20 protein-coding genes are annotated in these 26,742 nt (G+C 55.7%); 19 read left to right on the forward strand and 1 reads right to left on the reverse strand.

The window, feature by feature from the left end:
- Positions 1–35: 35 nt before the first annotated feature.
- The 14 genes from ACR0DE_RS01985 (at position 36) to ACR0DE_RS02050 (ending at position 14,462) form a co-directional block, all read left to right on the forward strand.
- On the forward strand, positions 36–1,262 hold the full coding sequence (locus tag ACR0DE_RS01985; protein WP_170394097.1) for an extracellular solute-binding protein: 1,227 nt from the start codon (positions 36–38) through the stop codon (positions 1,260–1,262).
- A 63-nt stretch (positions 1,263–1,325) separates the two neighbouring features.
- Positions 1,326–2,354 carry a carbohydrate ABC transporter permease gene (locus ACR0DE_RS01990; protein ID WP_170394095.1) on the forward strand — a complete coding sequence of 343 codons (1,029 nt, stop codon included), beginning with the start codon at positions 1,326–1,328 and terminating at the stop codon, positions 2,352–2,354.
- 1 nt (position 2,355) lies between these two features.
- On the forward strand, positions 2,356–3,237 hold the full coding sequence (locus tag ACR0DE_RS01995) for a carbohydrate ABC transporter permease (RefSeq protein WP_170394093.1): 882 nt from the start codon (positions 2,356–2,358) through the stop codon (positions 3,235–3,237).
- A 178-nt stretch (positions 3,238–3,415) separates the two neighbouring features.
- Positions 3,416–4,405 carry a nuclear transport factor 2 family protein gene (locus ACR0DE_RS02000; protein WP_170407053.1) on the forward strand — a complete coding sequence of 330 codons (990 nt, stop codon included), beginning with the start codon at positions 3,416–3,418 and terminating at the stop codon, positions 4,403–4,405.
- Positions 4,406–4,537: 132 nt separating this feature from the next.
- Positions 4,538–5,074: an ester cyclase gene (locus ACR0DE_RS02005; protein WP_170407056.1), complete on the forward strand. Its 537-nt coding sequence runs from the start codon at positions 4,538–4,540 to the stop codon at positions 5,072–5,074.
- 4 nt (positions 5,075–5,078) lie between these two features.
- On the forward strand, positions 5,079–6,410 hold the full coding sequence (gene hisD / locus ACR0DE_RS02010; protein ID WP_170407060.1) for a histidinol dehydrogenase: 1,332 nt from the start codon (positions 5,079–5,081) through the stop codon (positions 6,408–6,410).
- On the forward strand, positions 6,407–7,459 hold the full coding sequence (locus ACR0DE_RS02015) for an ester cyclase (protein ID WP_480751483.1): 1,053 nt from the start codon (positions 6,407–6,409) through the stop codon (positions 7,457–7,459). The genes hisD and ACR0DE_RS02015 overlap by 4 nt, the downstream gene beginning before the upstream one ends.
- A 1-nt stretch (position 7,460) precedes the next feature.
- Positions 7,461–8,228, forward strand: coding sequence for an SDR family NAD(P)-dependent oxidoreductase (locus ACR0DE_RS02020; protein ID WP_480751485.1), 768 nt, complete (start codon positions 7,461–7,463; stop codon positions 8,226–8,228).
- The gene (locus ACR0DE_RS02025; RefSeq protein WP_170465610.1) at positions 8,228–9,247 is read left to right on the forward strand and encodes a LacI family DNA-binding transcriptional regulator; all 1,020 of its coding nucleotides are present in this window, start codon (positions 8,228–8,230) and stop codon (positions 9,245–9,247) included. The genes ACR0DE_RS02020 and ACR0DE_RS02025 overlap by 1 nt, the downstream gene beginning before the upstream one ends.
- Complete coding sequence (locus ACR0DE_RS02030) at positions 9,244–10,233, forward strand: nuclear transport factor 2 family protein (RefSeq protein ID WP_170663398.1); 990 nt, start codon at positions 9,244–9,246, stop codon at positions 10,231–10,233. Before ACR0DE_RS02025 ends, ACR0DE_RS02030 begins: the two co-directional genes overlap by 4 nt.
- Before the next feature lie 152 nt (positions 10,234–10,385).
- On the forward strand, positions 10,386–11,348 hold the full coding sequence (locus ACR0DE_RS02035; protein ID WP_170394077.1) for a cupin domain-containing protein: 963 nt from the start codon (positions 10,386–10,388) through the stop codon (positions 11,346–11,348).
- A gap of 102 nt (positions 11,349–11,450) precedes the next feature.
- On the forward strand, positions 11,451–12,575 hold the full coding sequence (locus tag ACR0DE_RS02040; protein WP_170394075.1) for a cobalamin-independent methionine synthase II family protein: 1,125 nt from the start codon (positions 11,451–11,453) through the stop codon (positions 12,573–12,575).
- Positions 12,572–13,276 (forward strand): alpha/beta fold hydrolase, encoded by a 705-nt coding sequence (locus tag ACR0DE_RS02045; protein WP_480751488.1) that lies wholly within the window; start codon positions 12,572–12,574, stop codon positions 13,274–13,276. Before ACR0DE_RS02040 ends, ACR0DE_RS02045 begins: the two co-directional genes overlap by 4 nt.
- A gap of 463 nt (positions 13,277–13,739) precedes the next feature.
- The gene (locus ACR0DE_RS02050) at positions 13,740–14,462 is read left to right on the forward strand and encodes a response regulator (protein WP_170394071.1); all 723 of its coding nucleotides are present in this window, start codon (positions 13,740–13,742) and stop codon (positions 14,460–14,462) included.
- Here the strand turns inward: ACR0DE_RS02050 and ACR0DE_RS02055 are convergent.
- Positions 14,441–15,817 carry a sensor histidine kinase gene (locus ACR0DE_RS02055; protein ID WP_480751490.1) on the reverse strand — a complete coding sequence of 459 codons (1,377 nt, stop codon included), beginning with the start codon at positions 15,815–15,817 and terminating at the stop codon, positions 14,441–14,443. The genes ACR0DE_RS02050 and ACR0DE_RS02055 overlap by 22 nt on opposite strands.
- A gap of 300 nt (positions 15,818–16,117) precedes the next feature.
- Between ACR0DE_RS02055 and ACR0DE_RS02060 the strand changes: the two genes are divergently transcribed.
- The 5 genes from ACR0DE_RS02060 (at position 16,118) to ACR0DE_RS02080 (ending at position 26,405) form a co-directional block, all read left to right on the forward strand.
- Positions 16,118–17,893, forward strand: a complete 1,776-nt coding sequence (locus ACR0DE_RS02060) for a type I secretion system permease/ATPase (RefSeq protein WP_170646844.1) — start codon at positions 16,118–16,120, stop codon at positions 17,891–17,893.
- Positions 17,894–17,932: 39 nt separating this feature from the next.
- A complete protein-coding gene (locus ACR0DE_RS02065) occupies positions 17,933–19,264 on the forward strand; it encodes an HlyD family type I secretion periplasmic adaptor subunit (protein ID WP_480751493.1) in 1,332 nt (443 codons plus the stop codon).
- 323 nt (positions 19,265–19,587) lie between these two features.
- Positions 19,588–20,250 (forward strand): hypothetical protein, encoded by a 663-nt coding sequence (locus ACR0DE_RS02070; protein ID WP_480751495.1) that lies wholly within the window; start codon positions 19,588–19,590, stop codon positions 20,248–20,250.
- 308 nt (positions 20,251–20,558) lie between these two features.
- Positions 20,559–23,456 carry a calcium-binding protein gene (locus ACR0DE_RS02075; RefSeq protein WP_480751498.1) on the forward strand — a complete coding sequence of 966 codons (2,898 nt, stop codon included), beginning with the start codon at positions 20,559–20,561 and terminating at the stop codon, positions 23,454–23,456.
- Between the two features lie 354 nt (positions 23,457–23,810).
- Complete coding sequence (locus ACR0DE_RS02080) at positions 23,811–26,405, forward strand: hypothetical protein (RefSeq protein ID WP_480751501.1); 2,595 nt, start codon at positions 23,811–23,813, stop codon at positions 26,403–26,405.
- The last annotated feature ends 337 nt before the right edge of the window (positions 26,406–26,742 follow it).

The following is a 26,742-nucleotide window of genomic DNA, read 5'->3' on the forward strand; positions in this document are numbered from 1 at the left end:
CGAAGATGCACCCAATCACCTAGGGAGGAATCAAAATGTTTCTAAAGAAAATCGCATTGGCCGGGTCACTGACCGCCTTTGCTGCGAGCGCGGGTTATGCCTGCGAGATCACGGATCGGGTCAACATCGTCGGCAACGAATTTGCCGCCATTCAGGCTGTGGCCGCTGCTGCAAAGGAATGCACGGGCGCATCTGTTGAATCCAACCTGACATCCGAACACCAAACCATCAACGTCGCCGGTCTGTCGGGTAATCCGTCGGAATACACCTCAGCCATCATCGCCAACAGCTCGATTGTGGCGTTGATGAATGAAGACGTTATCCGACCGCTCAATGACCTGGTCGAAAAACATGGTCAGAACCTGCAGCCGGGACAGTTGATCAAGATCGGCGATGACATCATGGCCATCGCCTTCATGGCCAACGCTCAGCACCTGATGTACCGCAAGGACGTTCTGGAACAGGCAGGCGTCGAAGTGCCGACCACGTATGAAGAACTGCTCGAAGCGGCCGAAGCCATTCGCGCGCAGGGCATAATGCAAAACCCGGTTGGTGGTGCTTACGCTGCGGGATGGAATCTGGCGCAGGAATTCAACAACATGTTCCTTGGCTATGGAGGTACTCATTTCAAGCCCGGCAGCGCAGAGCCCAACGTCAATACAGAGGCCGGTGTCAAAGCGCTGAACATGATGAAGGCTTTGTCCGAGTATATGAACCCCGACTTTCTGACCCATGATTCCAATGCCACCAACGCGGAATACCGCGCGGGCAATGTGGCGATCATGAATATGTGGGGGTCACGGGCGTCACAGCAGACCACAACCGAAGGTGTCTTGCAGGAAGTAATCGATGGCCATGCAATTGCGGCGCCGCTGACCGTGGGTGGCGGCACGACTCCGGCCTCGACCCTTTGGTGGGACGGATGGACCGTCGGCAAGAACATCTCGGATGAAGAGGCTGAGGCGACTTTTGTCGCGATGACGCATGGCGTCCGCCCCGAAATGTTGAACGATGAAACCACGCCGCTGGCAGTCTGGTTGATCGAAGGGTACGAACCTGCAGACGACGCGCAGGGTGTATTTGACGCTGCCAAAATGGGCACGACGCCTTATCCGATGCTGCCCTACATGGGTTTGATGCACAGCGCACTCGGCAATGAACTTGCCGATTTCATGCAGGGCAAGGAAAGCGCTGAACAGGCGCTGGCCGATGTCGAGGCCGCCTATCGCGCCGCGGCAATCGAACAGGGCTTCCTACAGTAAAACGCCCCTCGCGGGTGCCCAATTCGGGCACCCGCCCAATCAAGCCGACACGGGAATTGCGACATGCGCCATAAGACATTCCTTTGGTTTTTCCTGCCCACAGGACTTGCAATGCTGCTGTTCATTGCAATGCCCATCGTCTCGGTGGTGATCCAATCCATTTATGCCCCACACCCGGCGGTTCTGGTGGAAGTCGAAAACTGTACTCCGCTTGTCGGGTGTACAACCGAGACCACCATCGATCAGGAAGCCACCGCAGCGCTTCGTGCCGAACAACCATTGGGCAGATTTGTCGGGCTGGATATCTACTTTGATCGCGGCCACCTGGCGATACAGGAGGTTGGCGAAATCTGGGCGGCGAGTGACACGTGGGGTGACCTTTTCTCAGAGGTCGGAAACTTGCCCTTCTATCGGGCCATGGCCTTTACGCTGACGTTCACATTCATTGTGACACCCCTCACGATCATTCTGGGGCTGGTGATTGCGCTGGCGGTCAACTCACTGCACCGGCACCTCAAGGGTTTGATGATCTTCTTCTCGCTCTTGCCCATGATTGTGACACCGCTGATCGGCTCGCTCATTCTGTTTTGGATGATTGACAGTCGTGGCGTCATCGGCAACGCCCTTGTAAACTTGGCCGGAGATCCGGATTTCAGTCTAAAGGCTTCGACCGGGCTGATGTGGGTGGCGCTGATGGTTTATGGCGTCTGGAGTTCGGCCCCCTTTGCCTTCGTGGTGTTCTATGCCGGTTTGCAAACTTTGCCCAAAGATCAGATCGAGGCGGCCCAGATCGATGGGGCAACCCGCTGGCAACAGGTCAAATTCGTGGTTGTTCCCCATCTCATGCCGCTGGTTACGTTTGTTGCGCTGATCCAGTTGATGGATAATTTCAAGGTGTTTGAACCGATTATTGGCTTCAGCGCCGGTGCCCATGCGCAATCGCTCAGCACTTTCATCTTCAACGACCTCGGCGGTGAAACGCGACAACTGTCCTCTGCAGCCGCTACGTCTGTGATCACGATTATCGGGGTCGCCATTCTGTTGTCGCCCGTGCTTGTCCGCACCTGGCGTGACTTCAAAGGAGCTAGATAACATGGCCAGCCGTGCGCAAAGAATGCCCAAAAGCCTTCGGATTGCTTCGTCGCTTTTTGTGATCCTTTGGTTCATCCTGGCCGCTTTCCCGTTCCTCTGGACGGTTTGGGGGTCGTTCAAGGTAGAGCTGGATTTCTTCTCGATCGCCGATTGGACGAACGCACTAACCGGCGCGCGGACCGAGGCAGTTTATGGCTCACCCTTTACCACCACCGGTTACGAAGGGGCTTGGATTCAGGAAGAATTTTGGCGGAATGTTCTGAACACGGGGATCGTTTGCGTCTTTGTGGTCGCCATCTCGCTGACCATCGGAACGCTGGGGGGCTACGCGCTTTCGCGGTCGAGCTATAACTACACATTCTGGCTTTTGATCACGGCGCTGATCTTCCGCGCGATGCCGCCGATCACGTTGGTTTCGGGTTATCTGTTGCCCTTCTTTGAATGGAATATCTGGGGGATACTTCCGACGACAATTATCGTACTTGTCGCGATCAACCAGCCGTTCACCCTGTGGATGCTACACGCCTTCTTCAAGAACATCCCCAGCGAGCTTGACGAAAGCGCAAAGGTCGACGGCTGCAACCAGTTTCAGGCCTTCCGCCGCGTGATCATTCCGGTGATGTGGCCGGGTGTGATCACCACGGGGCTGTTCTCGTTTCTTCTGGCCTATAACGACTTTGCCGTTGGGGCGATGCTGTTGTCAGAAAGCAACCGCACAATGGTTCCAGCCATCGCCGCGTTCCTTGGTACAACGCAAACCGAGGGCAACGTAATGTTCGCCGTTGCGGCCGTGGTTTCTGCGACGGTTCCGCTGTTCATCTTGGTGATGTTCTTCCAGCGTCAGATTGTGGGCGGTTTGACCGCCGGGGCTGTGAAAGGCTGACGCTGATGGGACGCACGCATCCTCAGTCCGTATTTGCCCATGCGCACGCAGCCAGCCTGAATATGGCTGCGTGCCGGGCAAGGCGACCAGGGCGAATTCCTTTTGCTTTGATGCGCGCAGGGCCTTGCGGGGCGTTTCTCCGCAGACGCCTTGAACAGATCCTATAGAGACAAAGTTAATGGAACGCCTCGACCGTAAACCCTTTCTGAATTTCACCGCCGCGCAACGCCATCCAGGCAATTTCCGGCCAGCCTATGAGGGATTCTTCGCCCCCGGTGCACATGTCAACGTGGTGCATCCTTTCAACGAGGTCGCAGGTGGCCTCGGGCTGCACGATCACGTCATCGCCCCGCTCGCAGCCTCCTTCGATGGGCTTTTTCGGCGCGATGATATCGTCATGGCCGGTGTATTTGAAGGACAGGGCTGGATCAGCGCCACCGGCTATTTCGTCGGTCGGTTCTCGCGCGACTGGCTTGGTATCCGCGCCACAGGTGAGCTTGCCTATCTGCGCTTCGGCGAGTTCCACCGCATGCAGGATGGCAAGGCGGTGGAGAGCTATATCTTCTTCGATATCCCAGAACTGATGCTGGCTGCAGGGCAATGGCCGATCACCGATAGCCCGGGCAAGACCCGTGGCTTCACCGGGATGATTCAGGGTCCAGCAAGCCATGATGGCATCTTGACCACGCCGCAAGACCCAGTCGAGGGGGCCAAGAGCTATCGTATGGTCACAGAAATGCTGGCCAAGCTTGCCACCAAGAACGAGGCCTGGCGCCCGTTTTGGCATGACAACATGGTCTGGTACGGCCCCGGCGCCTTCGGTTCTTTCGTCGGGCTCGAGAGTTTTGCAAGCTTCCAGGTGCCTTTCGAGGCCACCTTCGAAGGTTGGTCCGGCGGCAGTGCGGGAAATGGCATGACTGCGCATTTCACCCGCTTCGGCGAAGGCAATTACGTATGCTCGGGCGGCTGGCCTTCCTTGACCGGTGTCCAGGTGAAACCCTTCCTCGACCAGCCCGCAAGCGGAAAACGCGTCTTCATGCGGGTCTGCGACTGGTGGCGTCGAGAGGACGATCTGTTGGTCGAAAACTGGGTTTTCGTCGACATCCCGCATGTGTTGTTGCAGCTGGGATATGACCTTTTTGCCGACATCGCCGAGCAAGCCGCATGAGCAGCTCTGCAAGACATAACGCCGTTGGCCGCCACCCGGCGCTCAACCGGATGCCGAGGGATTTTCTGTCAGCTGATTGAGCTACCCGATGAAGACAGAATTTCTATTGGCACTAATACAAGGATGAGAAAGATGAAGGGTTCCCGCCCGGAACAGGCCGTGCTGACACGTGATACGGACCTCGACAAAACAGAAGACACCCGCCGTGTGATTGAAACCATGGTGGATGGTCTGAACGATCACCGTATCGATGACATCGGCGAATTCTTCTCGGAAGGCTTCCGCTGGATGGGCAATCAGGGCTGTGGCACAAAAACTGGCCTGAAACAGTTTCAGGACAATTGGCAACGCCCGTTTCAGGCGGCTTTTTCGGACAAGACATGCATCGACGAAGCGCGCCTTTACATGGGCGAGTGGGCGGCTGCGTTTGGCCGACAGGAAGCAACCCATTCGGGTGAGTTCCTGGGGATCGCCCCCACCGGAAAGCGGGTCGAGATCCGATATATGGATTTCTGGAAAGTGGTCGACGGCAAGATCGTCGACAATTGGGTGAATGTGGATTTCGCCCATGTAGCGGCACAGCTGGGTGTCGATCTGTTTAACGGTGAAGGCTGGGAAGCATTTGACCGGGGTGAGAAGTCTCCGCCCCGGCCTGAAACTAAGGATTAGGACAATGACAATCGAGTATCTGAAACGTGGTAAGTCCGATGCTGACCGGGCCGAGGATGACGCCAAAACACGCGCTGTCGTCGAAGCGACGCTGAAAGACATCGAAACACGTGGCGATGCTGCGGTACGCGAGCTAAGCGAGAAGTTCGATAACTATTCGCCAGCATCGTTTCGGTTGTCTCAAGACCAGATCGAAGACCTGATCAATCAGCTGACGGATCGAGAGCTGGCGGACATCAAATTCGCGCAGGAACAAGTGCGCAACTTTGCACAAGCTCAGCGCGACTCGATGCTGGATATCGAAGTTGAGACTTTGCCGGGCGTCATTTTGGGCCACAAGAACATCCCCGTACAATCGGTGGGCTGTTATGTGCCCGGTGGCAAATTCCCGATGGTGGCCTCGGCGCATATGTCGGTGGCGACCGCCTCGGTGGCGGGCGTACCACGCATCATCGCCTGCACCCCTCCGTTTCAGGGCAAACCCAATGCAGCGGTGATCGCCGCCATGTATTTGGGTGGGGCGCATGAGATTTACGTGATGGGCGGCATTCAGGCTATCGGCGCCATGGCGTTGGGAACCGAGACGATTGATCCGGTTCATATGCTTGTCGGTCCGGGCAACGCGTTTGTCGCAGAAGCCAAGCGACAGCTTTTCGGCCGCGTCGGTATCGACCTGTTCGCCGGCCCGACCGAGACCATGGTAATCGCAGATGAGACCGCCGCTGATGCCGAGCTATGCGCGACCGATCTTCTGGGTCAGGCCGAACATGGTTATAACAGCCCCTGCGTTTTGCTGACCAACTCGCGCAAACTGGCCGAGGACACGATGGCCGAGGTCGACCGGCTGCTGGGCATTCTGCCGACAGCGGGCACTGCAAAAGTGTCGTGGGAGGAATATGGCGAAGTGATCGTCTGCGATACGTATGACGAGATGCTGCAGGTCGCCGATGACATTGCATCTGAACATGTGCAGGTCATGACCGATCGCGACGACTGGTTCCTTGAGAACATGACTTGTTATGGCGCATTGTTCCTTGGACCGCGTACCAATGTCTCGAACGGTGATAAGGTTATTGGCACCAATCACACGCTACCTACCAAAAAAGCTGGCCGCTATACTGGTGGTCTATGGGTGGGTAAATATCTGAAAACACATAGCTATCAAAAGGTTCTGACTGATGAGGCGGCAACCTTGATCGGCGAATATGGCTCGCGCCTATGTATGCTCGAAGGTTTTGTGGGGCACGCCGAGCAATGTAACGTCCGCGTACGGCGTTACGGCGGCATCAATGTCCCCTACGGCGCGCCTGCACCTTACAGGGACGCCGCAGAATGAGTGACAGGCATACTGAGCACAAGACCCTGATCGCACAGATCAGGGCTGCGATGTATGACTTTACCGAAGCCGGTGTCCGGCAGGCGTTGGATCAGATTTGTTCTCCCGACGCTGTGTTCCATCTGAGCTATCCGTTTGGTGACACCAATGGGAGTAGTGCTTATTACGATTGTTGCTATCGCGATCTTCTGACCGCATGGCCCGATCTTGAGCGCCGCGATTATATCGTCATGGCTGGACCTGATGAATTCGGGGCTGATTGGGTTGGATGCGGCGGGTACTATACCGGCACTTTCGCGGGGCCATGGCTGGAGATTCCGCCGACAGGCCATCAGGTCACCATGCGGTTTCACGAGTTTTACCGGATCGAAAATGGCAAAGTCGCCGAGGTGCAGGCGCTTTGGGATATCCCCGAAGTGATGATGCAAGCGCAGGCCTGGCCCATGGCACCCGGTTTGGGGCGGGAATGGCATGTTCCGGGACCAGCGACGCAGGACGGGCTGGTGCCCGGCCCGTATGACAAGGCCAAGGGCAAAGAGACCTGCCAGCACATTGTCGACATGCTGGATCATCTGACCAAACATCCCGTAGAAGGTGGTCCGGAGGTGATGGAGTTGGAGCGGTTCTGGCATCCTCGGATGAACTGGTACGGCCCCTCGGGGATCGGCACAGGGCGGGGTATTGCGGGGTTCCGTAATTGGCATCAGATTCCATTCCTCAACGCAATGCCGGATCGCGGGCAGGATGTAGATGACATCACCTGTCATTTCTTTGGCGACGGTGACTATGCGGCTGTTACGGGTTGGCCCAACATGATCCAGACTGTCACCAATGATGGCTGGATGGGGATCGCACCGTCGGGCAAGAAGATCACGCTGCGCAGCCTCGATTTCTGGCGGCTTGAAAATGGCAAGATTCGCGAGAACTGGGTTCTGGTTGATCTGCTGGATACCTATCGCCAGCTGGGTGTTGACGTCTTTGCCCGTTTGCGAGAGTTCAACAAGGCGCGCGTTCCGGGCCGCATTCCATTTCCGGTTGGCGAGGTCTGATATGTCCCAATTTCCCAGCACCCCAAGTTTCAATCTCAACGGCAAACGCGCATTGGTCGCGGGCGCGTCGTCCGGTATCGGCATGGCCTGTGCCGTAGCACTGGCAGAGCATGGTGCCGAAGTGACACTGGCGGCGCGGCGCAAGGATGCGTTGCAGGATCTGGCAACAGAGATGACCGCTCGGGGATGGTTGGCGAATATACTTGAACTGGATGTTTCTGACGTTGCAGGCACTGCTGATGCTGTGGCGCAAAACGGGCCGTTTGATATCCTGCTGAACTCGGCCGGTCTGGCCCGACACAGCAGGGCCGTGGACACACGGCCCGAGGATTTTGATGCGGTAATGGATGTCAATGTCCGAGGAGCCTATTTTCTGACCCAAGCGGTGGCGAAAGGACTGTTAGAAGCTGGGCGCCCCGGATCGCTGATGAACATCTCCAGCCAGATGGGCCATGTGGGCGGGCGGGAAAGGGCCGTCTATTGCGCGTCAAAATTCGCAGTCGAAGGCTTTTCCAAGGCGATGGCGCTGGAGTTCGGTCCTGCAAAAATTCGGGTCAACACGATCTGCCCAACTTTTATTCTGACCGATTTGACCAAGTCGACTTTTGATGACCCGGACAAGCGCGCATGGATATTGGACAAGATCAAGTTGGGCCGCCCGGGCGAGATCGAAGACATCATGGGGGCAGTGGTTTATCTTGCAGCGGATGCATCGGCTTTGGTGACGGGCACCGCGTTGATGATAGACGGAGGTTGGACAGCAGACTGATGGCGGCGCAAAAAGTTACATCCATGGAGGTCGCCCGCCTCGCCGGGGTCAGCCAGTCTGCCGTTAGCCGTGTGTTCACTCCGGGGGCGTCAGCCTCGAAGAAGACGATTGAAAAGGTGCGTCAGGCCGCCAAGCAACTGGGCTATCGGCCGAACGTCCTTGCGCGTGCCGTAGTGTCCGGCAAAAGCCGGATCATTGGGCTTGTTGTGGCGTATCTGAATAATCAGTTTTATCCTGAAGCACTGGAAAGGTTGACGAATACGCTGCAGGAGCGCGGCTACCATGTGATGATATTCATGGCGTCGAACCAGGCCGAAAACGTCGATAGCGTGGTTGAGGAATTGCTCGACTTTCAAGTCGACGGCATAATCGCGGCATCGGTGGCCCTGTCGTCGACCTTGTATGAACGTTGTCGGACCGTGGGTGTACCGATGGTGTTGTTCAATCGGGCACAGGATGACCTCACTATGTCATCGGTTACATCCGACAATGTCGCCGGTGGCCGAAAGGCAGCCGAGTTTCTGCTGGCTGGCGGTCATGAGAAGATCGGATATATCGCCGGGTGGGAGGGCGCTTCGACCCAGCGCGATCGTGAAGCGGGATTCGTAGCGGCCCTGCAAGAGGCGGGTGTCAAACTGCACGCCCGTGGAGCCGGAAACTTCATCGCAGAACAGGCGCGTGAGGCAACGCTACGCATGTTCGCGTCCGATCCACCGGACGCTGTGTTCGTGGCCAATGATCACATGGCGATCTCTGTGATGGACACGCTGCGGTTCGAGTTGGGCCTGCAAATTCCGGCCGACGTCTCGGTTCTGGGATATGACGATGTCGCCGTTGCCTCTTGGCCAGCCTACAATCTGACAACTATTCGTCAGCCTGCCAATCGGATGGTTGCCGAAACCGTCGATATTCTACTTAGCAAGATCGAAAATCCCGCTGCTGCGCCCCGCCGCACCGAGATTGACGGACCTTTGATCGTTCGCGGCTCCGCCCGCATACCTGAAGGATGGAAGACATGAAGGGATTTGATCCCAAATTCAAAGATTTCCCGGATTATATCATCGGCATCACCAAAGAGATTTGGGAAGACCGTGGCATTGCGACTCTGCATCAATATTACAGCCCAGACATCGTCGTCCGCTCGCCCGGTTCGGTTGTGTTGGGTAACCAGAATGTCATTGGTGCAACAATGGCCACGTTGGCCGAGTTCCCCGACCGTCAGCTGCTGGGCGAGGATGTGATCTGGTCGGGCACCCCGGAAGAAGGCATGCTGAGCTCGCATCGTATCCTGTCGACCGCCACGCATCGGGGCAATGGTGTCTATGGCAAAGCCACCGGAACACGCTTGCGATACCGAATTCTGGCCGACTGCCACGCCATCGACAACATGATCGATGACGAATGGCTTATCCGAGATCAGGGTGCGATTGTCCGGCAAATGGGCTGGGATCCCAAGGAATATGCCGCCGATCTGATAACGCGTGAAGGTGGGGCCGAGGCCAGTGTGAAGCCTCTGTCACCTAAGAACGACATCGAAGGCCCCTACAAGGGGCACGGCAATGACAATGAATGGGGACGCCGCCACGCGGATCTGCTGACACGGATAATGAATGCAGATATGGGCGCGATTGAACGAGAGTATGACCGAGGCGTGCAGACCGAATATCCCGGCGGTGTCACGGGCCATGGCTGGGATTCGGCTGATCGGTTCTGGATGTCTTTGCGTGCAGCCATGCCAAGCGCAACCTTCACCATCCATCATCAGATCGGGCGCGATGATCCGAATATGCCACCCCGCTCGGCCCTGCGCTGGAGCTTGCATGGCAAGCATGACGGTTGGGGCGTGTTCGGCAAACCAACAGGTGCTGAGTTGTATGTGCTGGGGATCAGCCATGCCGAATGGGGCGAGTTGGTTGGAGGCGACATCAGGCTGCGACGCGAATGGACCTTGTTCGATGAAACCGCGGTCTGGAAACAGCTTCTGTTGGAAACCGGGGATCTCTGATGCCTCAAACGCGCGTCGCATTGGATGCCAGTGAAGGAACCCGGCGGTACCACGGCCACCGGGCGTCCTTGCGGGCGCGGCGGCTGAATAATCGCCCTCCGGGTGCATGAGGATCGAGACCTCTTGTACCAATTCAATGAACGGAGACTATTATGAGCACGATCCAACAACGCATTGTCCGCTACGGCGAACTGCAGCCTTGTAAAACCGCATTTATTGACGCGCACACGCCTGGTTCGGACCAGAAGGAAAACTTTACCATCGTAGGCGGTGGCGTATCCGAAAGCCCCGATCAGCATGTCCACATCACCGACAAAATCGGTTTCAATATTGGCGCGGCGGGGCAACCTCCGAAATGCCGGAATTCGCTGCACAGCCACACCACGGCCGAGGTGTTCTTTGTCGCCAAAGGACGTTGGCGGTTCTTCTGGGGTCGCTATGGCACTGCGGGTGAGTTTATTGCCGAGGAAGGTGACATATTTAACATTCCAACTGGCATCTTTCGCGGTTTCGAAAATGTCGGGCAGGATTATGGGATGATCATGTCGATCCTGGGCGGCGATGATGCGGGTGGCGGTGTCACCTGGGCACCACAGGTGATCGAAGACGCGCAGGCGCATGGGCTGATGCTGGGCGACAATGGCGTGCTGTATGACAGCAAGAAGGGTCAGGAACTGCCCCACAACGTGCGCCCCATGCCGCTGCTGACCGAAGAAGAGCTTAAGAGCTATCCGGAAGTTCCGGTCGAAGATGTTATCGGCAAATATGTGGCACGCTATTGGGATCTGATGGCGCTTTCCGCTAACAAGCCAGCCAAAGTTATTGGCGAAGATGCCCTGATCAAGGATAAGCCGGGGTTTGAGGTCGATTTCCTCGGGCGCGGCTCTTGTTTGAACGAACCCGTCGCGGCGCATATGCCCGTCGTCCTCATGCCTGCGAGTGGTCATTGGCGGATTACAGTCGATGGCTATGAAACAACTTTGTCCGCAGGCGACACAGCGCTGATTCTGTCAGGTGAAAGCTACAGTATCGTGCCCTCAATGACCGGAGAGGCCGGTCTGTATCGTATCACGGCAACGGACGATCCCGCCGGTGCTACCTGGACCGGTGCTTAAAGGCAAAGTTGCGCGCTCCGATCTCCTTCGGGGCGCGCAGTATGTGACCCGTTCTTCGCTTTGGACTCGGCACAGGGAAGTAATTGAATTGGAGATGACATGATGACCCGAATTTCAACCACCCACGTGGGGAGTCTGCCGCGTAGTCAGGAAGTCGTCGATTTCATCTTCGCGCGTGAGCGGGAGGAACCGTTCGATCAGACAGATTTTGATGCCTGCATGACGAACGCGGTGTCCGAGACCGTAGGCAAACAGGCTGCAGCGGGGATCGATATTGTATCAGATGGCGAGACTTCGAAAATCTCTTACGCGACCTACGTCAAGGACCGCTACACCGGGTTTGCAGGCGACAGCCCGCGCAACGCTCCGGCTGATCTGAAGATGTTTCCGGGCTTTCTTCAACGTTTGGCGAATGATGGCGGAACTCCGCAATACGCGCGGCCCATGTGCGTAGGCGACGTGCGCTCGAAAGGGCAGGGCGAGTTGCAGAAGGATATCGACAACCTCAAAAGAGCCATGGCTGAGCACGGGATTGAGCGCGGATTTATGAATGCTGCCAGCCCGGGTGTGATCTCTCTTTTTCTGCAGAACGACTATTACCCGACGCGCGAGGCGTATTTGGCCGCGCTGGCCGATGCGATGAAATCCGAATATGAAACCATCGTCGCGGCGGGCCTGGATCTTCAATTGGATTGTCCCGATCTTGCCCTGTCGCGCCATATGCTGTTCACCGATCTTTCTGACGAGGAATTTGTCAGTATTGCCGAAATGCATGTCGAAGCGCTGAACCATGCATTGCAGGATGTGCCCGCCGACAAGGTTCGGGTTCACATCTGCTGGGGCAATTACGAAGGTCCGCATTGCTGCGATATCGGAATGGACAAGGTGTTCTCGACTTTGATGTCAACCAAGTCGCGCTATGTGCTGTTTGAAACCTCGAACCCGCGCCATGCACATGAATGGACGGTGTTCCGCGACCGCAAGTCCGAGATACCCGATGACAAGGTACTTGTGCCGGGCGTGGTCGATACCACCACGAACTTTGTCGAACACCCTGAATTGGTCCTGCAACGTCTTGAGCGGTTCGTGAACATCGTGGGAGCGGAGCGGGTGATTGGCGGATCGGATTGCGGTTTTGGCACTTTTGCGGGGTTTGGCGCTGTCGATCCTGATATCGCCTATGCCAAACTGAGTGCGCTGGCCGAAGGGGCTGCTCTGGTCAAATGACACCACTTGTCCTTTTGCCGGGCATGATGTGCGATGCTCGGCTATTCTCGCCGCAAATTGGTGCATTGTCTGGCAGATATCCGATATTTGTCGCCCCCATTGGTGCGCATGATACGATGCAGGCTTTGGCCGCCGAGGTTATAAGTCATGCGCCCGACCGGTTCGCATTGGCCGGTCTTTCCATGGGAGGCATTGTTGCGATGGAAATACTGCGGCAAGCACCGGGGCGTGTAGCGGGGATGGCGTTGATGGACACCAACCCGCTGGCAGAGGTGGATCAGGTCAAGGCGAGGCGTGAGCCCCAGATTGAGGCGGTTAAAAACGGTCGGCTACGCGATGTGATGGCCGAGGAAATGAAGCCCAACTATCTGACCGATGGCCCTGATCGACAGGCAATTCTGGACCTATGCATGGATATGGCTATGGCCTTGGGGCCGGAGATTTTTGTTAATCAATCCAAGGCCCTACGAGATCGCCCGGATCAAAGTCACACATTGCGCGCTTTCAAGGGATCTGCGCTGGTCCTTTGCGGCCGTCATGATGCGTTATGCCCAGTCGAGCGCCACGAATTGATGCATGACCTGTTGCCGCAAAGCCGGTTGGAAGTCATCGAACACGCGGGCCATTTGCCAACTCTGGAACAACCGCAGCAAACCACGGCGGCGCTGCTGCGCTGGCTGGAGACAATCGAAGCAGTCTAAGCCGGATTTCCGCAAGGCCGTAGATAGCCCTGGTGGAAACTGACTACGATATTACTCTGTCGGACTTGGAGCCCCTATCGTAGCATGGACGCAGCAGTAACGATTTAGAGTTTCTGAAGCACCCAAATCTGGTTCAGAGCCTGCTGTCGCGATCAAAACTGCACTTAAGTCGGGGCACACGCGATACACTAAATTCAAGGCCTGCTACCAAGTCTCTGACGAATATTGCTTCGTTGCACTCAGCCACCTGCGGAAAGTGGTGGAAGAGGGAGGAATTTGCTGTTTGGCGTGACAAACTTTTCAATCGCCCGGAATGCCTCGGTGGATGATTGTCTGGTTTAGCCATGAGTGGCGATTGCGGTCGCTGCGTACCGGACAGTTTGATCGTTCTCTGCAACATTGACAGCTTCGAATAGCAAATGTTGTTATCGTAACGACAGGCATCGTCCCGAGGAGAAGAGCTATGCAAGACGTCGCGGATCAATCCGCTGGCTATGATGAGCACATTCTGATTTGTGACGATGACATCGAGTTTGCTCAGGGTGTTTGTGCATTTCTGACTGACAAAGGGTACAAAATCGAACACGCGCAAGATGTACCCGCTGCGCGGTTGATGATGGCTGATGAAACCTACAGCTTGTTTCTGCTGGACCTCGTGATGCCAGGAACTAGTGGTAAGGTGTTATGTCACGAGATCGCTTCGCGCATAGATGCCGGGATCATCATGATCAGTTCGATTGATGACGACGCCGAGCGGATTTCCCTGCTGGAACTGGGCGCGGATGATTACATCATTAAACCATTCAACGAGTTGGAACTCCTCGCGCGCGTGCGTGCTGTGCTGCGCAGGCGTGCTGGTGGAACGCAGGGAAAATCCAGGGTTACCCGGTTCGGAGAATGGGAGCTTGTTGAAAACGAGCGACATCTCAAAAGCGAGGATGGTCGTCTCATCACACTCACCTCAAGCGAAGTGCGGGTTATGCGCTTCTTTGCTGAAAACCCGGACGTGTTGTGTACCCGAGAAGACCTTCTTGCCGTTGCTCGAACGCGGCAGCATGGCGGTGCAGGAGACAGAAGCGTTGATGCTCTGATCAAACGGTTGCGATCGAAGATTGAGAGCGACCCTTCAAATCCGGAATATATTCGAACGGTCTGGGGGCAGGGTTACATCTTTCGTCCAGGCTGAACTCCGGAATCAAGCGGCAAAAGCACATTAGCCCTAAGGCCCCCGCTAGGGCGGTTTTCAAGCGTAACAGTGCCCCCCTGATCGACAACAATCGCCCGGACAATAGCAAGGCCGAGGCCTGTGCCGGGTTCGGTGGCTCCAAGTCTCTGGAAAGGCTCAAACGCTGTTTCAAGTTGTTCGGCTGGGATACCTGGTCCTTCATCGTCTATGTGAATTGCGGCCAAATCGTTCGACGCGGTCAAAGAGACATTTGTTCGACCCCCGTATTTGACCGCATTCTCCAACAAGTTTCTAAGAACCCGGGTAAGCGCGTTATGTCTTCCTTTGACCACCGCAGATTGTTCGATTGTGCAGGTCACATCGCGACCCGCCTCAACCTGTTCATCTACAAGCGCCTCAACCAGTGAGCGCAAATCCAGGCGTGCAAGCTCTCCATCGTGATGCGTTTCGCGGTTGAGGTTGGTGACGGAGTTTACAATATCGCTGATGGTTTCCAACCGCTTGAGCAGTTGCTCTTTGGGTGCTGTTGGTTCCAATTTCTGGATCGCATCGTGCATCCGGGCAATCGGTCCCTTCAGGTCATGCCCGAGGCTACGAAGCAAGGTTGTCTTGTACTCAAGCGCCAAAACAATCCGGGCTTCCATGCGATTGAACGCAATAATTGTGTGGCGGATATCAATGGCACCCGCCTCGACGAGTGGGCCGACTTCTTCACCCCGCCCGATCAACTCGGCATTGACGGCCATCGCGCTCAGTGGTCGCATCACTTTCTGAATAAGAAACGCAAGTGCGCAAAGCAGGGTAAGCGCGACCAGACTGTCGATTGAGCCAACGATGACCAAAGGTACGATGTTCTTGTTTTTCATGAGCAAATAGCAGTTCAGCCATTCGTCATCATCCTTGAGCCGGACCGAAAAAACGCTCACCAGAAACGCGTCAACGCTTTCTGCATCGATAGGTTCGCCCGAGTGGCTCTTGAACAGTTGCAACAGCGCGCTTTGGTCGTGTTTGGCGTCAACGACCGTGTCTGCCACGGACAGTTCCGCGACGGCGATCCCGCGGTGTTCCAGCCGCGCCGTCAGCCAGTTAGCCAGATTCGGGCGGTCGCGGCCATTGGCCAAAGTGGTTGCTGCATCCTGCGTGTCGACCCTGACACTCCATTCTGCAGGAAAGAAACCAAGCGCTGCTTCGGAGCGGCTGTCAGGAGGCACGCGGGCCAGGGTTGAAACCACCTGCGCAAGAAAGGCATCGCCCCTGTTTCGGATCTCTTCAGCGCGAGAGTTTCGGATCTGGACCACGTCGGTGACTACCGAGAACACACCGACAATCGTCCAGCTGATAAGCACGATGCTCATAACTTGTGTTCGAAGTGTCAGATCATTCCAGCGCATTGCGCGTAGGCTCCCTGTCCCATCCCCCTGACTTGGGACGCTAATTCAAATACCGCCGCATTCCCAAGCGGAAATTGCAACCGCCATGCCGCTGATGATGCAAAGGGGTTTCACCCACCGGTACCGCACTTCCGGGCACCCGGTTTCGTCAGCTCGGTAAACAACCGGCCAAATTCGTCAATTGAATCAAAGTGTGACAAGCCCTTGGGGCATCGGCGGCTGGTCTCCAAGTATCACCCACAGAGTTTTTATTGGGAGCCAGCTATGTCAAAGCATTCATCCGTTCATCCACAACTTGCCAGCGCCCGGCGCGCGCTGAGGGGCAATCTGATTGCCACCGGCGTTTTCAGCGGTGTTGTGAACCTATTGATGCTGACAGGGCCGATTTTCATGCTTCAGATCTATGATCGCGTGATGTCTAGCCAAAGCGTGAATACGCTTGTCGCGCTCAGCACACTTGTCGCCGGTCTGTACTTGTTCATGGCCTTGATTGACGGCGCGCGGACCCGTGTGCTGGTTGCCATGGGGCATCGCTTTGAACAAAGGCTCACTCGAACAGCGTTTGATTGCACTTTGTCCGAACCGTCGCGCAACCGTCCGGGTGGCAACCCTGCGGCGGCAATTCAAGATGTCGAAAAAATTCGCGGTTTCCTGTCGGGTCAGGGTGCCGGAGCTTTGTTCGATCTGCCGTGGATTCCGGTCTATCTGGGATTGGTTTTTGCCATGCACATGTGGCTGGGTATGGTCGGTGTAATTGGCGCGCTGGCATTGGTTGCCATTGCCATCGTTACGGATATCAAGGTCCGCGCTGCCGCGTGCGTTCAGTCTGAGCATTCGGCCAAGCGCAACCGTCTGGCAGAAGCCAGCCGCCGGAATGCCGAAATGGTTCGTGCGATGGGGATGCAGTCCAATCTGGGCAAGACCTGGCAAGATGTGAATGATCTCCACCTTGGTGCGAGTGCTAAGGCGGCCACTACTGTCGGAGTGTCTGGTAGCTTTACCAAGGTGTTCCGCCTGGCACTTCAGTCCGCCGTTCTTGCGGTCGCCGCTTATCTTGCCATCCATGGACATATATCGGCTGGCTCAATCGTTGCGGCATCGGTCATCATGTCCCGTGGCTTGCAGCCTATCGAGACTCTGGTCGGTAGTTGGCGCAATCTGGTTGCTGCCCGGCAAGCATGGGCTCAGCTGAAGCAAACTCTTTCTGGTGACGAAGCTGACCATCGTATTTCTATGCCCAAGGCACAGAAGTCGCTGACCGTTGACGGCCTGATCGCTGCCCCTCCGATGGCCACTGCCGCTGTTCTCAAAGGTGTTGGTTTCGATATGAAAGCAGGCGAGGCACTGGCTGTGATTGGGACGACCGGCAGCGGAAAATCAACCTTGGCGCGCACACTTGTTGGTGCATGGTCGGCGGCCAAAGGCAGCATCAGCCTCGACGGTGTGCCGATCGACCAGTACCTGCCTGAGGAGCTTGGCCCCCAGATCGGTTTTCTGCCGCAGGATGTTGAGCTCTTTGACGGAACGATCGCCCAGAACATCGCGCGTTTTGATCCCGAGGCGACGGACGAGATGGTGATTGCCGCCGCCAAGGCAGCGGGTGTTCACGAACTGATCGCTAGCTTCAAAGACGGCTATGCCACCTCGGTTGGCGAGCGTGGCGCGGCCTTGTCCGGTGGTCAGCGACAGCGTGTTGCCCTTGCACGAGCGCTTTATGGTGATCCATTTCTGGTAGTTCTGGACGAGCCCAACTCGAATCTGGATGCCGTGGGCGAGGCTGCACTGAACCATGCCATTCTCGCCGCCAAGGCACGCGGGGCGATTGTGATCGTCATCGCGCACCGGGCGAGCGTGCTGGGTTCAGTCGACAAGATTCTGATCATGGAAGACGGTCGCGCCGGAGATTTTGGTCCTCGAACAGAAGTGATGGAGCGGTTGCGTCAACGCAATCAGGCCGCCGCCGGAGCTGCACAGCCTGCCGCTGAACAGAAGACCGTCGAACAACCCCAACAAACAGAAATCGTTGCCGCCACGGGCTGACCCAGTCCGGCGCTGTAAACAGAATGAATGGAGGAAGTCATGAAAACCAACAAGAATTCCAACACGAAGACCGAAGGGTTTAGGGATCGTTCTGCCCGATCCATCGGCTTTGGTCTGGTCGCAATTGCAGTGCTCGCCATAGGATTCGGTGGTTGGGCGATGAAAGCCCCGATGTCCGGGGCGGTCGTGACGGCTGGTAGTGTGGTGGTCTCGTCCGACCTCAGAGCTGTGCAACATCCCGACGGAGGTATTGTCGGCGCCATTCACGTCAAAAACGGAGATAGGGTTCAGGCTGGCGATGTTGTTCTGACACTTGATGATCAGCTGTTGTCAGGCAGCCAAGCCTTGGTCGATGACAGGCTCGTGGCGCTTGAAGCGCAGTTGGTTCGTCTCACGGCCGAGCGCGATGGCCTGGACGATCTAGTGTTGTCCAAAGAACTTGCTTCCCGCAAAGACGAAGACAAGGTTGATCGCGCAATCGCAACGCAGCGCGCGGTGATGGAAGCACGTCGTCTGTCGCAGGATGGTGAGGTCGCGGCCTTGGAAGAGAAAATCGAACAGGCAGAGCAGGAAATTGTGGGCCTGGAGGCGCAGCGCGAAGCTTCCGAAGAAGAGATTAAACTGATCGATAGCGAATTGGAGGGTCTGACGCAGCTCTTTGAAAAGGGTTTAGTGCCTGGCACCCGGGTGACGACTTTGCAGCGTCAAAGAAGCAGTCTTGTCGGTAATAGTGGCGGCCTGACCTCTCGGATCGCAGTCGCCCGTGGTCGTATCAGCGAGACGCGTATCCATATCCTGCAACTGGAAAAGACCTTCCGCGAGCAGGTGATGAACGAGATCTCCTCGCTGGAGGTCGAACTGGATGGCTTGAAAGAACGTCGGAGCGCGGCCGCGTTGCAGTTGGCGCGGGTTGACCTTCGGGCTCCGGCGGATGGCATCGTGCATGAATTGGGTGTACATACAATCGGCGGCGTAGTGTCTCCGGGCGAAACGCTGATGCAGATCGTGCCCGAGGATGACGGGTTGGTGGTGACCGCTAGTGTCATGCCACAGGACATCAACAATGTCGCCTTGGGCCAGGCTGCGAGCGTGATGATCGGGGCGTTCGATCAACATGTTGCCCCTCGGTTGGATGGGCACGTTGAGTTTGTCTCGGCTGATTTGAAAACAGATCAGATGACTGGCTTACCCTACTACGAGGCGCGGGTTGCACTAAGCGAGGAGGCTGTCGGACTTTTGTCTGACCGCCAGTTGAGCCTGCTGCCGGGTATGCCGGCTGACGTCTTCATCGAAACCGGCGAACGTACCCTGTTCCAGTACCTTCTTGATCCTCTCAGTAAACAAATCCGGACCACGTTCCGGGAGGTCTGATCGACCGCATGATGTGAGCTGCCCAATAGGAAGAAACAGCTAAAACCAGCGCCAGAAATGGCGCTGGTTTTTTCGATCCTGAAGGCGAGGAGGGGCGAAGGTGGTACCTGAGCGGGTGCTGGTCCACATCTTGGAAGCGCGTCCTGTCTGAAAAGAGATGATGCCCGGCTTAAGAGCCTATTTTTGTCATACTTTGTAACAATTTAGCCCCTTTTTCGCGTTGTAATGAAGGGGCCGGATAACCACCTTTTTGTTATACCCGAGGAGGAAGTTTCTAAGATTTTTTTGGGTGCTAAACAAAGTGTGTAACAAGGAGAAATACAATGAAACATGTAACCGCTACGAGCTTCGAGAAAGCCAACGACGATGTCATCGCCGTGCCCCCGATTCAGCCTTTTCCAAAGTGCGGAACCGAGGTGCCAAATGATGGTGAAGACCTGGTGGCTGTAAATCCGTTGCCGATTGATCCGCTGGTTGCCGATCCCATCGAAGATCTGGTTGCCGTGAACCCGCTGCCTTTTGGTGCGGTTCCTGCCGGTGAAGGTGACGACGTCACCGCAGTTTCCCCGATCATGCCTGACCCCCGGTGTGGTACCGAGGTTCCGCAGGATGGTGAAGACCTGATCGCAGTAGCCCCGCTGCCTTATGGTGCGGTTCCTGCTGGTGAAGGTGACGATGTGACCGCAGTTTCCCCGATCATGCCTGATCCCCGATGCGGCACCGAAGTGCCTCAGGACGATGAAGATCTGGTTGCAGTGAACCCGCTGCCCTTTGATCCGATCGTTCTGGATCAGGGTGATGACGTCATCGCTGTACCCCCGATCCTGCCGCTGCCCAAATGCGGCACCGAAGTACCGGAGGATGAGTATGACCTGACGGAAATGGCGCCTCCGCCGCTGTGCGAAATCGTACCGACTGCAGGCGGCGAAGACATCTGCGGAACCCCCGTTCCGACCGACAGCTTCTTTGTCGATATGGTTGCCTAAGTGGGGCGAAAACTCAGCGATCATCTATCGCTCCACAACCAAAATCCGGGCGTCTTAGTTCCTGTTGAAACGGACGCCCGGGCAAACAGAGGGAAAACCAAACTCACCGGCTGGGGCCTGAAACAGGCGCCAGCCGGATTGCTGGTTTTCTCAGGCTGTGGATTCCATTTTAGTCATACTTTGTAACAACTTAACTGGCTTTCACCTGTTGAGATCAACAGCCTGAAAAACCACATCTTTCCTATGATCTGTGATGCGTATGGGCCCGAACCTCGGGTGTCGACCATCCAGGAAACAGGAGGAAAGACATGAAACATGTTAGCAAATCAAAATTCCAGCCCAACTCGGCGAGCACGCTCAACATATCGGTTGGTCTTGGTGAAACGGATGACGATCCTATCGTGATCCCGCCGGTTAGTCTGCTGTCGGAAGAAAGCAGCGAATTGCAGGACTACGTCTGGGAAGATTCAGCCTCGGACGACGAGACTGTGGCCAGCAACAAACCTGATATTCCCGTCTGGACCGGTGGTAAATCACCTGGCGATGGCCACAGCGGTTGGTGGGATAAATATGGGACCCATCTGCATGACACCAGCGGCACCTATGTCGGCCGCGATGTCAAAGCCCGTGGTGAATACAATATGGCCGATGGTGAGGTGAGCTTTGAAAACCTGATGCACCGTCTCTCAAGTGGGCAAAGCAAGGGGACATATCTTTACACCCGTATCGAAGGGAATGACGGGGATAACGTCATCCACGGTTGGAACCCCGAAAACTGGGATAACTATGATGGCGGCACCTCGATCAAGAATTACTATTCCAACTATCATCATCGGGACAATATCTCGGGCGGTGACGGAGATGACATCATCATCGCCTACCGTGGGAACGACCAGTTGTTCGGTGATGGCGGTAATGATGTCATCTATGGTGGCGGTGGCCACGACTACATCGATGGAGGTGAAGGTGATGATCAGCTGTTCGGCGAATCCGGCAACGACAAGATCATTGGCGGCGGAGGCAAGAACATCCTTGTTGGCGGCGAAGGCGATGACATCCTGATTGCCGGGAATGAAGGCGACAAACTGTACGGTGGTACTGGTAACGACCTTCTTGTCGGCGGTGACGGTGATGATGTCCTATTTACCGGGCATATCGACGCAAACTCTGCCGACACGCTTTACGGCGGGAAAGGGGCCGACACGTTCGTCATCGGTTCCGTGCCGGAGCCAACAACTCATGATCCCAAGCATAACCAATCAAATGGTTTGGGCGAAGAGTGGCTTGAAGAAGCAGGTAATCTGGCGCTGGCCAAGATGCTGCCGGGTGCGAAACTGGTCATCAACCTAGCCAAGAGCTTGATTGACGGGATCAAGAACATCTTCAAGACAGATGAGCAGGTTGTTGAAGCCAACGAAGCAGCGGTTAATCCTAATTCCGTGGTTGAGATTCTCGATTTCAATCCGCTTGAAGACAGGATTACCGTACCTGTCAATTTGGACAGTGTCGTGGCCCTAAAGCTGGAGGCCATGGACATTACCGATGCAGGCTTTGAACTGTTGGCGCTAAATGAGAACAATGTTTACGAGGTCATTGCCAGATTCTATTGGGATGAGCCGTCAAACATCTTTCCGAACGCGACGAGTATCTCGAAAGAGAACACAGATGCATTTATCCAAAGGCTGAAAGAAACCGCGCTCATCACTGGTCCGGATGGCGCCCAGTATGGTCTGGGTCAACAGATTGATCTGGGTCTCAGCCGCGAGGACGTCGCAGACCTTGGGACCAGCAAGTTCGTCACGTTCGGCGCCTATGGCGGGATATCGATGGTCGGCTCGTCTGGCGAGAATCGTCAGTTGGGAACTAACCATAACGATGTTCTGCAGGGCTATACGTCTGAGCGTGATACCCATGGTGGTAACGAGGCTGAAATCCGTAATGACGGCAATGACGTCCTTTACGGCTTTGGCGGTGACGATGTCATGGCTGGTGGCGGCGGTTTCAACAAGCTGTACGGCGGCGAAGGCAATGACACCGCCTGGTACGGAGACAGCCTGAGCGGCATCTATGTCGACATGAACAACAAGTCGGAAGATGCCAGCGGTGAGTACTACTGGGCCTGGCACGGCAACAGCGCCACACCGTTCGATCTCAATGACGAGATCCGCGACAAGGAAGGCTATGACCTGCTGTGGAGCGTCGAGAACATCTATGGCAGCGACCATGATGATGTGATCATCGGCGACGACGGCGATAACGTCTTCACCTCGGGTGATGGTAAAGACGTGCTGACCGGTAACGGAGGAGCTGACACCTTCATTCTGAACGGCGGCGAGAACACGATCACCGATTTCGATGCCAATGAAGGCGACCGTATCGAGATTGACCTCGACGCCTACGGGATGACCGGCTGGTTCGATCTGGATCACCGCATCGAAAACGGCCAGATCGTGCTGTTCAACAAGCTGACAGACGAGATCATCGTGCGCTATGACGATGACGGGAACGGATTTGACCCGTCATACATCGATCTGCGCAGCTTGGTTGGCAACGATGAAGAAGGCTATAAGGTTGTCTACGAACCGCCCTTTGGTGCAAACACGCTGGAGTGGTTCGAGAAGTATGGCAACCGGATTGATGCCGAGGTCAGCGAAGAGCTCGTTACCGTAGATGGCACCGATAGTTGGGACTACATGATCGGCGACACCGGCAGTGGTGGATTGACCCTGAATGGTGGTGCTGGTGATGACTACATTGTTGGCGGTGCGCTCAATCAGTTCGCTACTCTGAACGGCGGCGACGGCAATGACACCATCGTGATCCGCAAAGGAGCGATGATCACCAATGCAAATGGTGGAGACGGCAACGACGTCATCATCCTTGATGCAGACCAGTCTTCAGAAGCCGGGTTTGCCAATATGTTCGGTGGCGAAGGCAGCGATACTTTTGTCATTACCGGCCCGGGCAGCCAGTATGGTGGTCAGGTGATCCGGGATTTTGAGGCTGACGACTCGATTGTTATCGATCTGGAAGGGTTCGGGATCTCGTCTCTGGATCAACTTCAGATCGAATGGCGTTCCAGCACTCACTGGGTCACGGCAAATGGCCAAAAGGTGATCAGCGTACAGGGTGTTGATGAGCATTTCGATGTCATGCAGCACATCAGCGAGCTGACGGCTCAGCAATCACAGGATTGGGGTCTCTGATCATCGCCTGATTACCAAAAAACGCCTCAGCCGGTCTGGATCGGCTGAGGCTTTCTTAACAGTTCGATCTGGCAATGATGCAAAGTTAATTATTGCGACATTCCAAATTTGGCGAAGACTCGCGCAACTACACCGATCTTTTGCTCAAACCCCGCTATAACCCACTGACGTACAGCGTTTTTTAGCGCATCAAAAGGTTGGCCTAGGCCCGCATCCGCTCAGATTAATTCGTTAATGAACTCTTAACGTGTCCTGAACTTCTGACTTGTTACGCAAGTTGGGCCTGAATTCATCGGGCTAATAAAGCCGAAACACTTGGGCTGAAACAACGACAAGATGGGAGTCTGTTTCAAGATGAGTAATGGAACATATGAAGAATTTCGCGACGCTTTGCGTGCATTTGAAGCTGGTTGGGATCGAGATCGATACGACGCAGGAATCATTCAGGATTGGCAGCTGAACCAATGGGCGGGAGGGGCCGTTGCCGACTTCTATCCAAGCTATTCCAGCTGGTCTGATCTAAGCAGTGATGAATGGGACGCGATGTCCTATCGCTCGATGAACTCGCTTGGTTTTGTTGGATATCAGTTCGGCGAGGCGCTGTTAATTGACCTCGGGTATTACACCGATGATGTCTATTATGGGAATGGCGCGGCTTCGAACACCTGGGATGGCACATGGACCGGTAAGAACGGGGTGAATTCGCTGGCAGAGTTCACAACCGCCGAAGCGCAGGAGCGCGCGATTCAAGAAGCTTTTGGCTACAATCTTCAAGTCATCGAAACCGGGCTGGGCTATCAGGGAGAGAGCCTGTCGGACTATCTCGGCACGACACGCACTTATCTGGAAAATGGCCAGGCCGTCTCTGTCACGCTCAGTCTCACTGGCATAATGGCCGCCGCGCACCTGCGGGGGGCATGGGGTACGTTGGCTCTGCTTCAGGGTGGAAGTGTATCCACCGATGAATACGGTACTTCGATCCTGCGGTATGTCTCGCAATTCGGCGGTTTTGACGCGCCAAGTATCGAAGACGCTATCAAGGTATACACCGACGGTGTCTTGCCCACGGGTACAAATGGCGGCACCGATAACGGGAATACGTCGCCGCCCGTTGTCCCACCGGTGATACATCCGGAACCCATGGAACCGATCGGCAACGGGACTGCTGACGCCACAAAAGATACTGCGGATGTGGTGATTAACTGGGCTTGGGGCACGAATGCAACGATCCCGGATTTCGACCCTACGACCGATACGATCTTCATCGCATGGGTCGGTGCAGACGCGTTGGAGGTTGCCGAGGTTGATGGCGCGGTTGTGTTCTCGATCCCGTCCAATAACCAGGCCACGACCCTCAGCGGTGTGACACTTGCTGAGCTGAGCCCGGCAAACTTCACTATTCTGGACAATACCGCCGCAGCTGAAGTGCTTGGGCTGATAGGCACTGATGGTTCAATGCCGACCAGCGGTGGCGATGGTGGCGGAGATGGTGGTGGCGGTGGCCATAGCCACCAACATATGCACATCATGCTGGGCCTTGCCAGCGAGGCACAGACGGTCGAAGGCTTCCTGCCCGCGATGGGAGATGTCATTGAAATCGGACCGGACATTGGGGCTGATAACTTCTCGATTTTCGAAGAGAGTGGGGACGCTCTGGGGCAGACCGTTAGAATTGAGCTGACCTCGGGCAATGTAACCAAGCAGATCGTATTCACTGGTTTTGGCCTGTCCGATCTTTCGCTCAGCAATTTCTCTATCACGGATCAGACGGTGTTGAACGAAGTGTCCACAGCTTTGGGGCAAGTTATCGTCTCGCCGGGAGACGGAGAGGGCTATGACCTCAGTTATGATGCAGACGGGTCAAACCCGCCCGCGATCACCGGCAATACAGACACGGGCGGGGTGAAATACCGGGCCGATAGCAACGCTGACGACATAACCGGATTCCGCCCCGGTGTGGACGAGTTGGACTTTGGCGGTACGTCGGTTCACGGCATGATCGTCACCAAATCCAAGGCCGGCGAGATTGTTATCGACAGCCCATGGTCGGACGCGGCGCAAATCGTGCAAGGTGTCACCTTCCAGGACGTGACCATCGACAGCTTTGGTGTGGTCGGCAACGAACACCTCCGTCAGGATATGGGCGGCGTTCTTAGTTGGGAGCAGGGCGTAGGACCTCGCGATGCTGACACAGTCTATGTTCGCAGCCACGAATATGGCGTGCACGAAGTTATTGACGGCTTTGATCCTTCAACGATGAAGATCAGCTTTCTGTATTTCGGAACCCGCGAGCGGCTTAGCGTCGAGGACAGTGGCGATGGTCTGGTGATCTCATCCTTGCCGACCGGACAAAGCATTACGCTGACCGGCGTGACCAAGGCTGACCTGATCCCGGGTCTGGTCGAATTCCATTTTGATCAGGTGATGGAAGACAATCTCGAGGTACCATTTGGCTTTGACCAGAACGATGCGACGTTGGTTGATCGCACCATACTGCTGACCCCACAGGCTCCTGTCGGTGCGACGACAGACGGTTATCAGACACGGGTCGGAGATCTGATAGGGGGATCGACCCAACCAGATATCGGTAGTGGAACCAACGAACCCGGAAACAGCCAAACCCCAGGAATTGTAACCTTCGGCGCTGAAGCGGATGTGGCAGAGCTTACCTGGAACTGGGGGGTAAAGACCCAGATTATCGGTTTTAATGCCGATGAAGATATCATCGATTTCAACGCTTTGAGCGAAAGCGATGTGTCGGTCACCGAAATTGATGGCGATCTTATCTTTGAAGTTGTCGGAAATGGCGGCCATACCGTTACACTTCAGGATGTTCAGGCCGAGGATCTGGATCTTGGCAACCTGACGGCTGATGACTGGAACAGTGTTGCCGAAGCAGAAAGCGCCCTGACAGTCCAACTTGAAGCGCTCGGCATGTCCATCGCCTGAAGCACTCCAATAAGTGGTTCCCGGTCTGCGCTAGGCCGGGAACGAAAACAAACACATGAAAATCGATGGGCTCTTGCCTCGTTTCCGGTTCGGTTCCGTGATCAAGCCATGCGACCATAATATTAATGCTCGGATCGCTTGCGCTAGGTTCTCGTGGCTGGCTTTCTTATCGTTTGTCCTTCCGACTCTACTTAAACATTACTCCAATAGGCTGCCGGACGGAGCGTTTAGCATATCAAATTGCTAAGCCAAACTAATCGGATGTCTTTGACAGAATTTGGCCACCGCTGCAGAGTCGGGTTGCAGGCGTTTCCAGTGCGGAAGAAACCCATGATCG

It is taken from the genome of Ruegeria sp. C10 (genome assembly GCF_056537805.1).

Bases quoted from the DNA above. Each gene is read 5' to 3' on its own strand.
- ACR0DE_RS02020 (WP_480751485.1), top strand. From the start codon at position 7,461: ATGTCCCAATTTCCCAGCACCCCAAGTTTCAATCTCAACGGCAAACGC.
- ACR0DE_RS02080 (WP_480751501.1), top strand. From the start codon at position 23,811: ATGAGTAATGGAACATATGAAGAATTTCGCGACGCTTTGCGTGCATTT.
- ACR0DE_RS02045 (WP_480751488.1), top strand. From the start codon at position 12,572: ATGACACCACTTGTCCTTTTGCCGGGCATGATGTGCGATGCTCGGCTA.
- ACR0DE_RS02060 (WP_170646844.1), top strand. From the start codon at position 16,118: ATGTCAAAGCATTCATCCGTTCATCCACAACTTGCCAGCGCCCGGCGC.
- ACR0DE_RS02035 (WP_170394077.1), top strand. From the start codon at position 10,386: ATGAGCACGATCCAACAACGCATTGTCCGCTACGGCGAACTGCAGCCT.
- ACR0DE_RS02055 (WP_480751490.1), bottom strand. From the start codon at position 15,817: ATGAGCATCGTGCTTATCAGCTGGACGATTGTCGGTGTGTTCTCGGTA.
- ACR0DE_RS01995 (WP_170394093.1), top strand. From the start codon at position 2,356: ATGGCCAGCCGTGCGCAAAGAATGCCCAAAAGCCTTCGGATTGCTTCG.
- ACR0DE_RS02050 (WP_170394071.1), top strand. From the start codon at position 13,740: ATGCAAGACGTCGCGGATCAATCCGCTGGCTATGATGAGCACATTCTG.
- ACR0DE_RS02030 (WP_170663398.1), top strand. From the start codon at position 9,244: ATGAAGGGATTTGATCCCAAATTCAAAGATTTCCCGGATTATATCATC.
- ACR0DE_RS02000 (WP_170407053.1), top strand. From the start codon at position 3,416: ATGGAACGCCTCGACCGTAAACCCTTTCTGAATTTCACCGCCGCGCAA.
- ACR0DE_RS02005 (WP_170407056.1), top strand. From the start codon at position 4,538: ATGAAGGGTTCCCGCCCGGAACAGGCCGTGCTGACACGTGATACGGAC.
- ACR0DE_RS02070 (WP_480751495.1), top strand. From the start codon at position 19,588: ATGAAACATGTAACCGCTACGAGCTTCGAGAAAGCCAACGACGATGTC.
- ACR0DE_RS02075 (WP_480751498.1), top strand. From the start codon at position 20,559: ATGAAACATGTTAGCAAATCAAAATTCCAGCCCAACTCGGCGAGCACG.
- ACR0DE_RS02040 (WP_170394075.1), top strand. From the start codon at position 11,451: ATGACCCGAATTTCAACCACCCACGTGGGGAGTCTGCCGCGTAGTCAG.
- ACR0DE_RS02065 (WP_480751493.1), top strand. From the start codon at position 17,933: ATGAAAACCAACAAGAATTCCAACACGAAGACCGAAGGGTTTAGGGAT.
- ACR0DE_RS02015 (WP_480751483.1), top strand. From the start codon at position 6,407: ATGAGTGACAGGCATACTGAGCACAAGACCCTGATCGCACAGATCAGG.
- ACR0DE_RS02025 (WP_170465610.1), top strand. From the start codon at position 8,228: ATGGCGGCGCAAAAAGTTACATCCATGGAGGTCGCCCGCCTCGCCGGG.
- ACR0DE_RS01990 (WP_170394095.1), top strand. From the start codon at position 1,326: ATGCGCCATAAGACATTCCTTTGGTTTTTCCTGCCCACAGGACTTGCA.
- hisD (WP_170407060.1), top strand. From the start codon at position 5,079: ATGACAATCGAGTATCTGAAACGTGGTAAGTCCGATGCTGACCGGGCC.
- ACR0DE_RS01985 (WP_170394097.1), top strand. From the start codon at position 36: ATGTTTCTAAAGAAAATCGCATTGGCCGGGTCACTGACCGCCTTTGCT.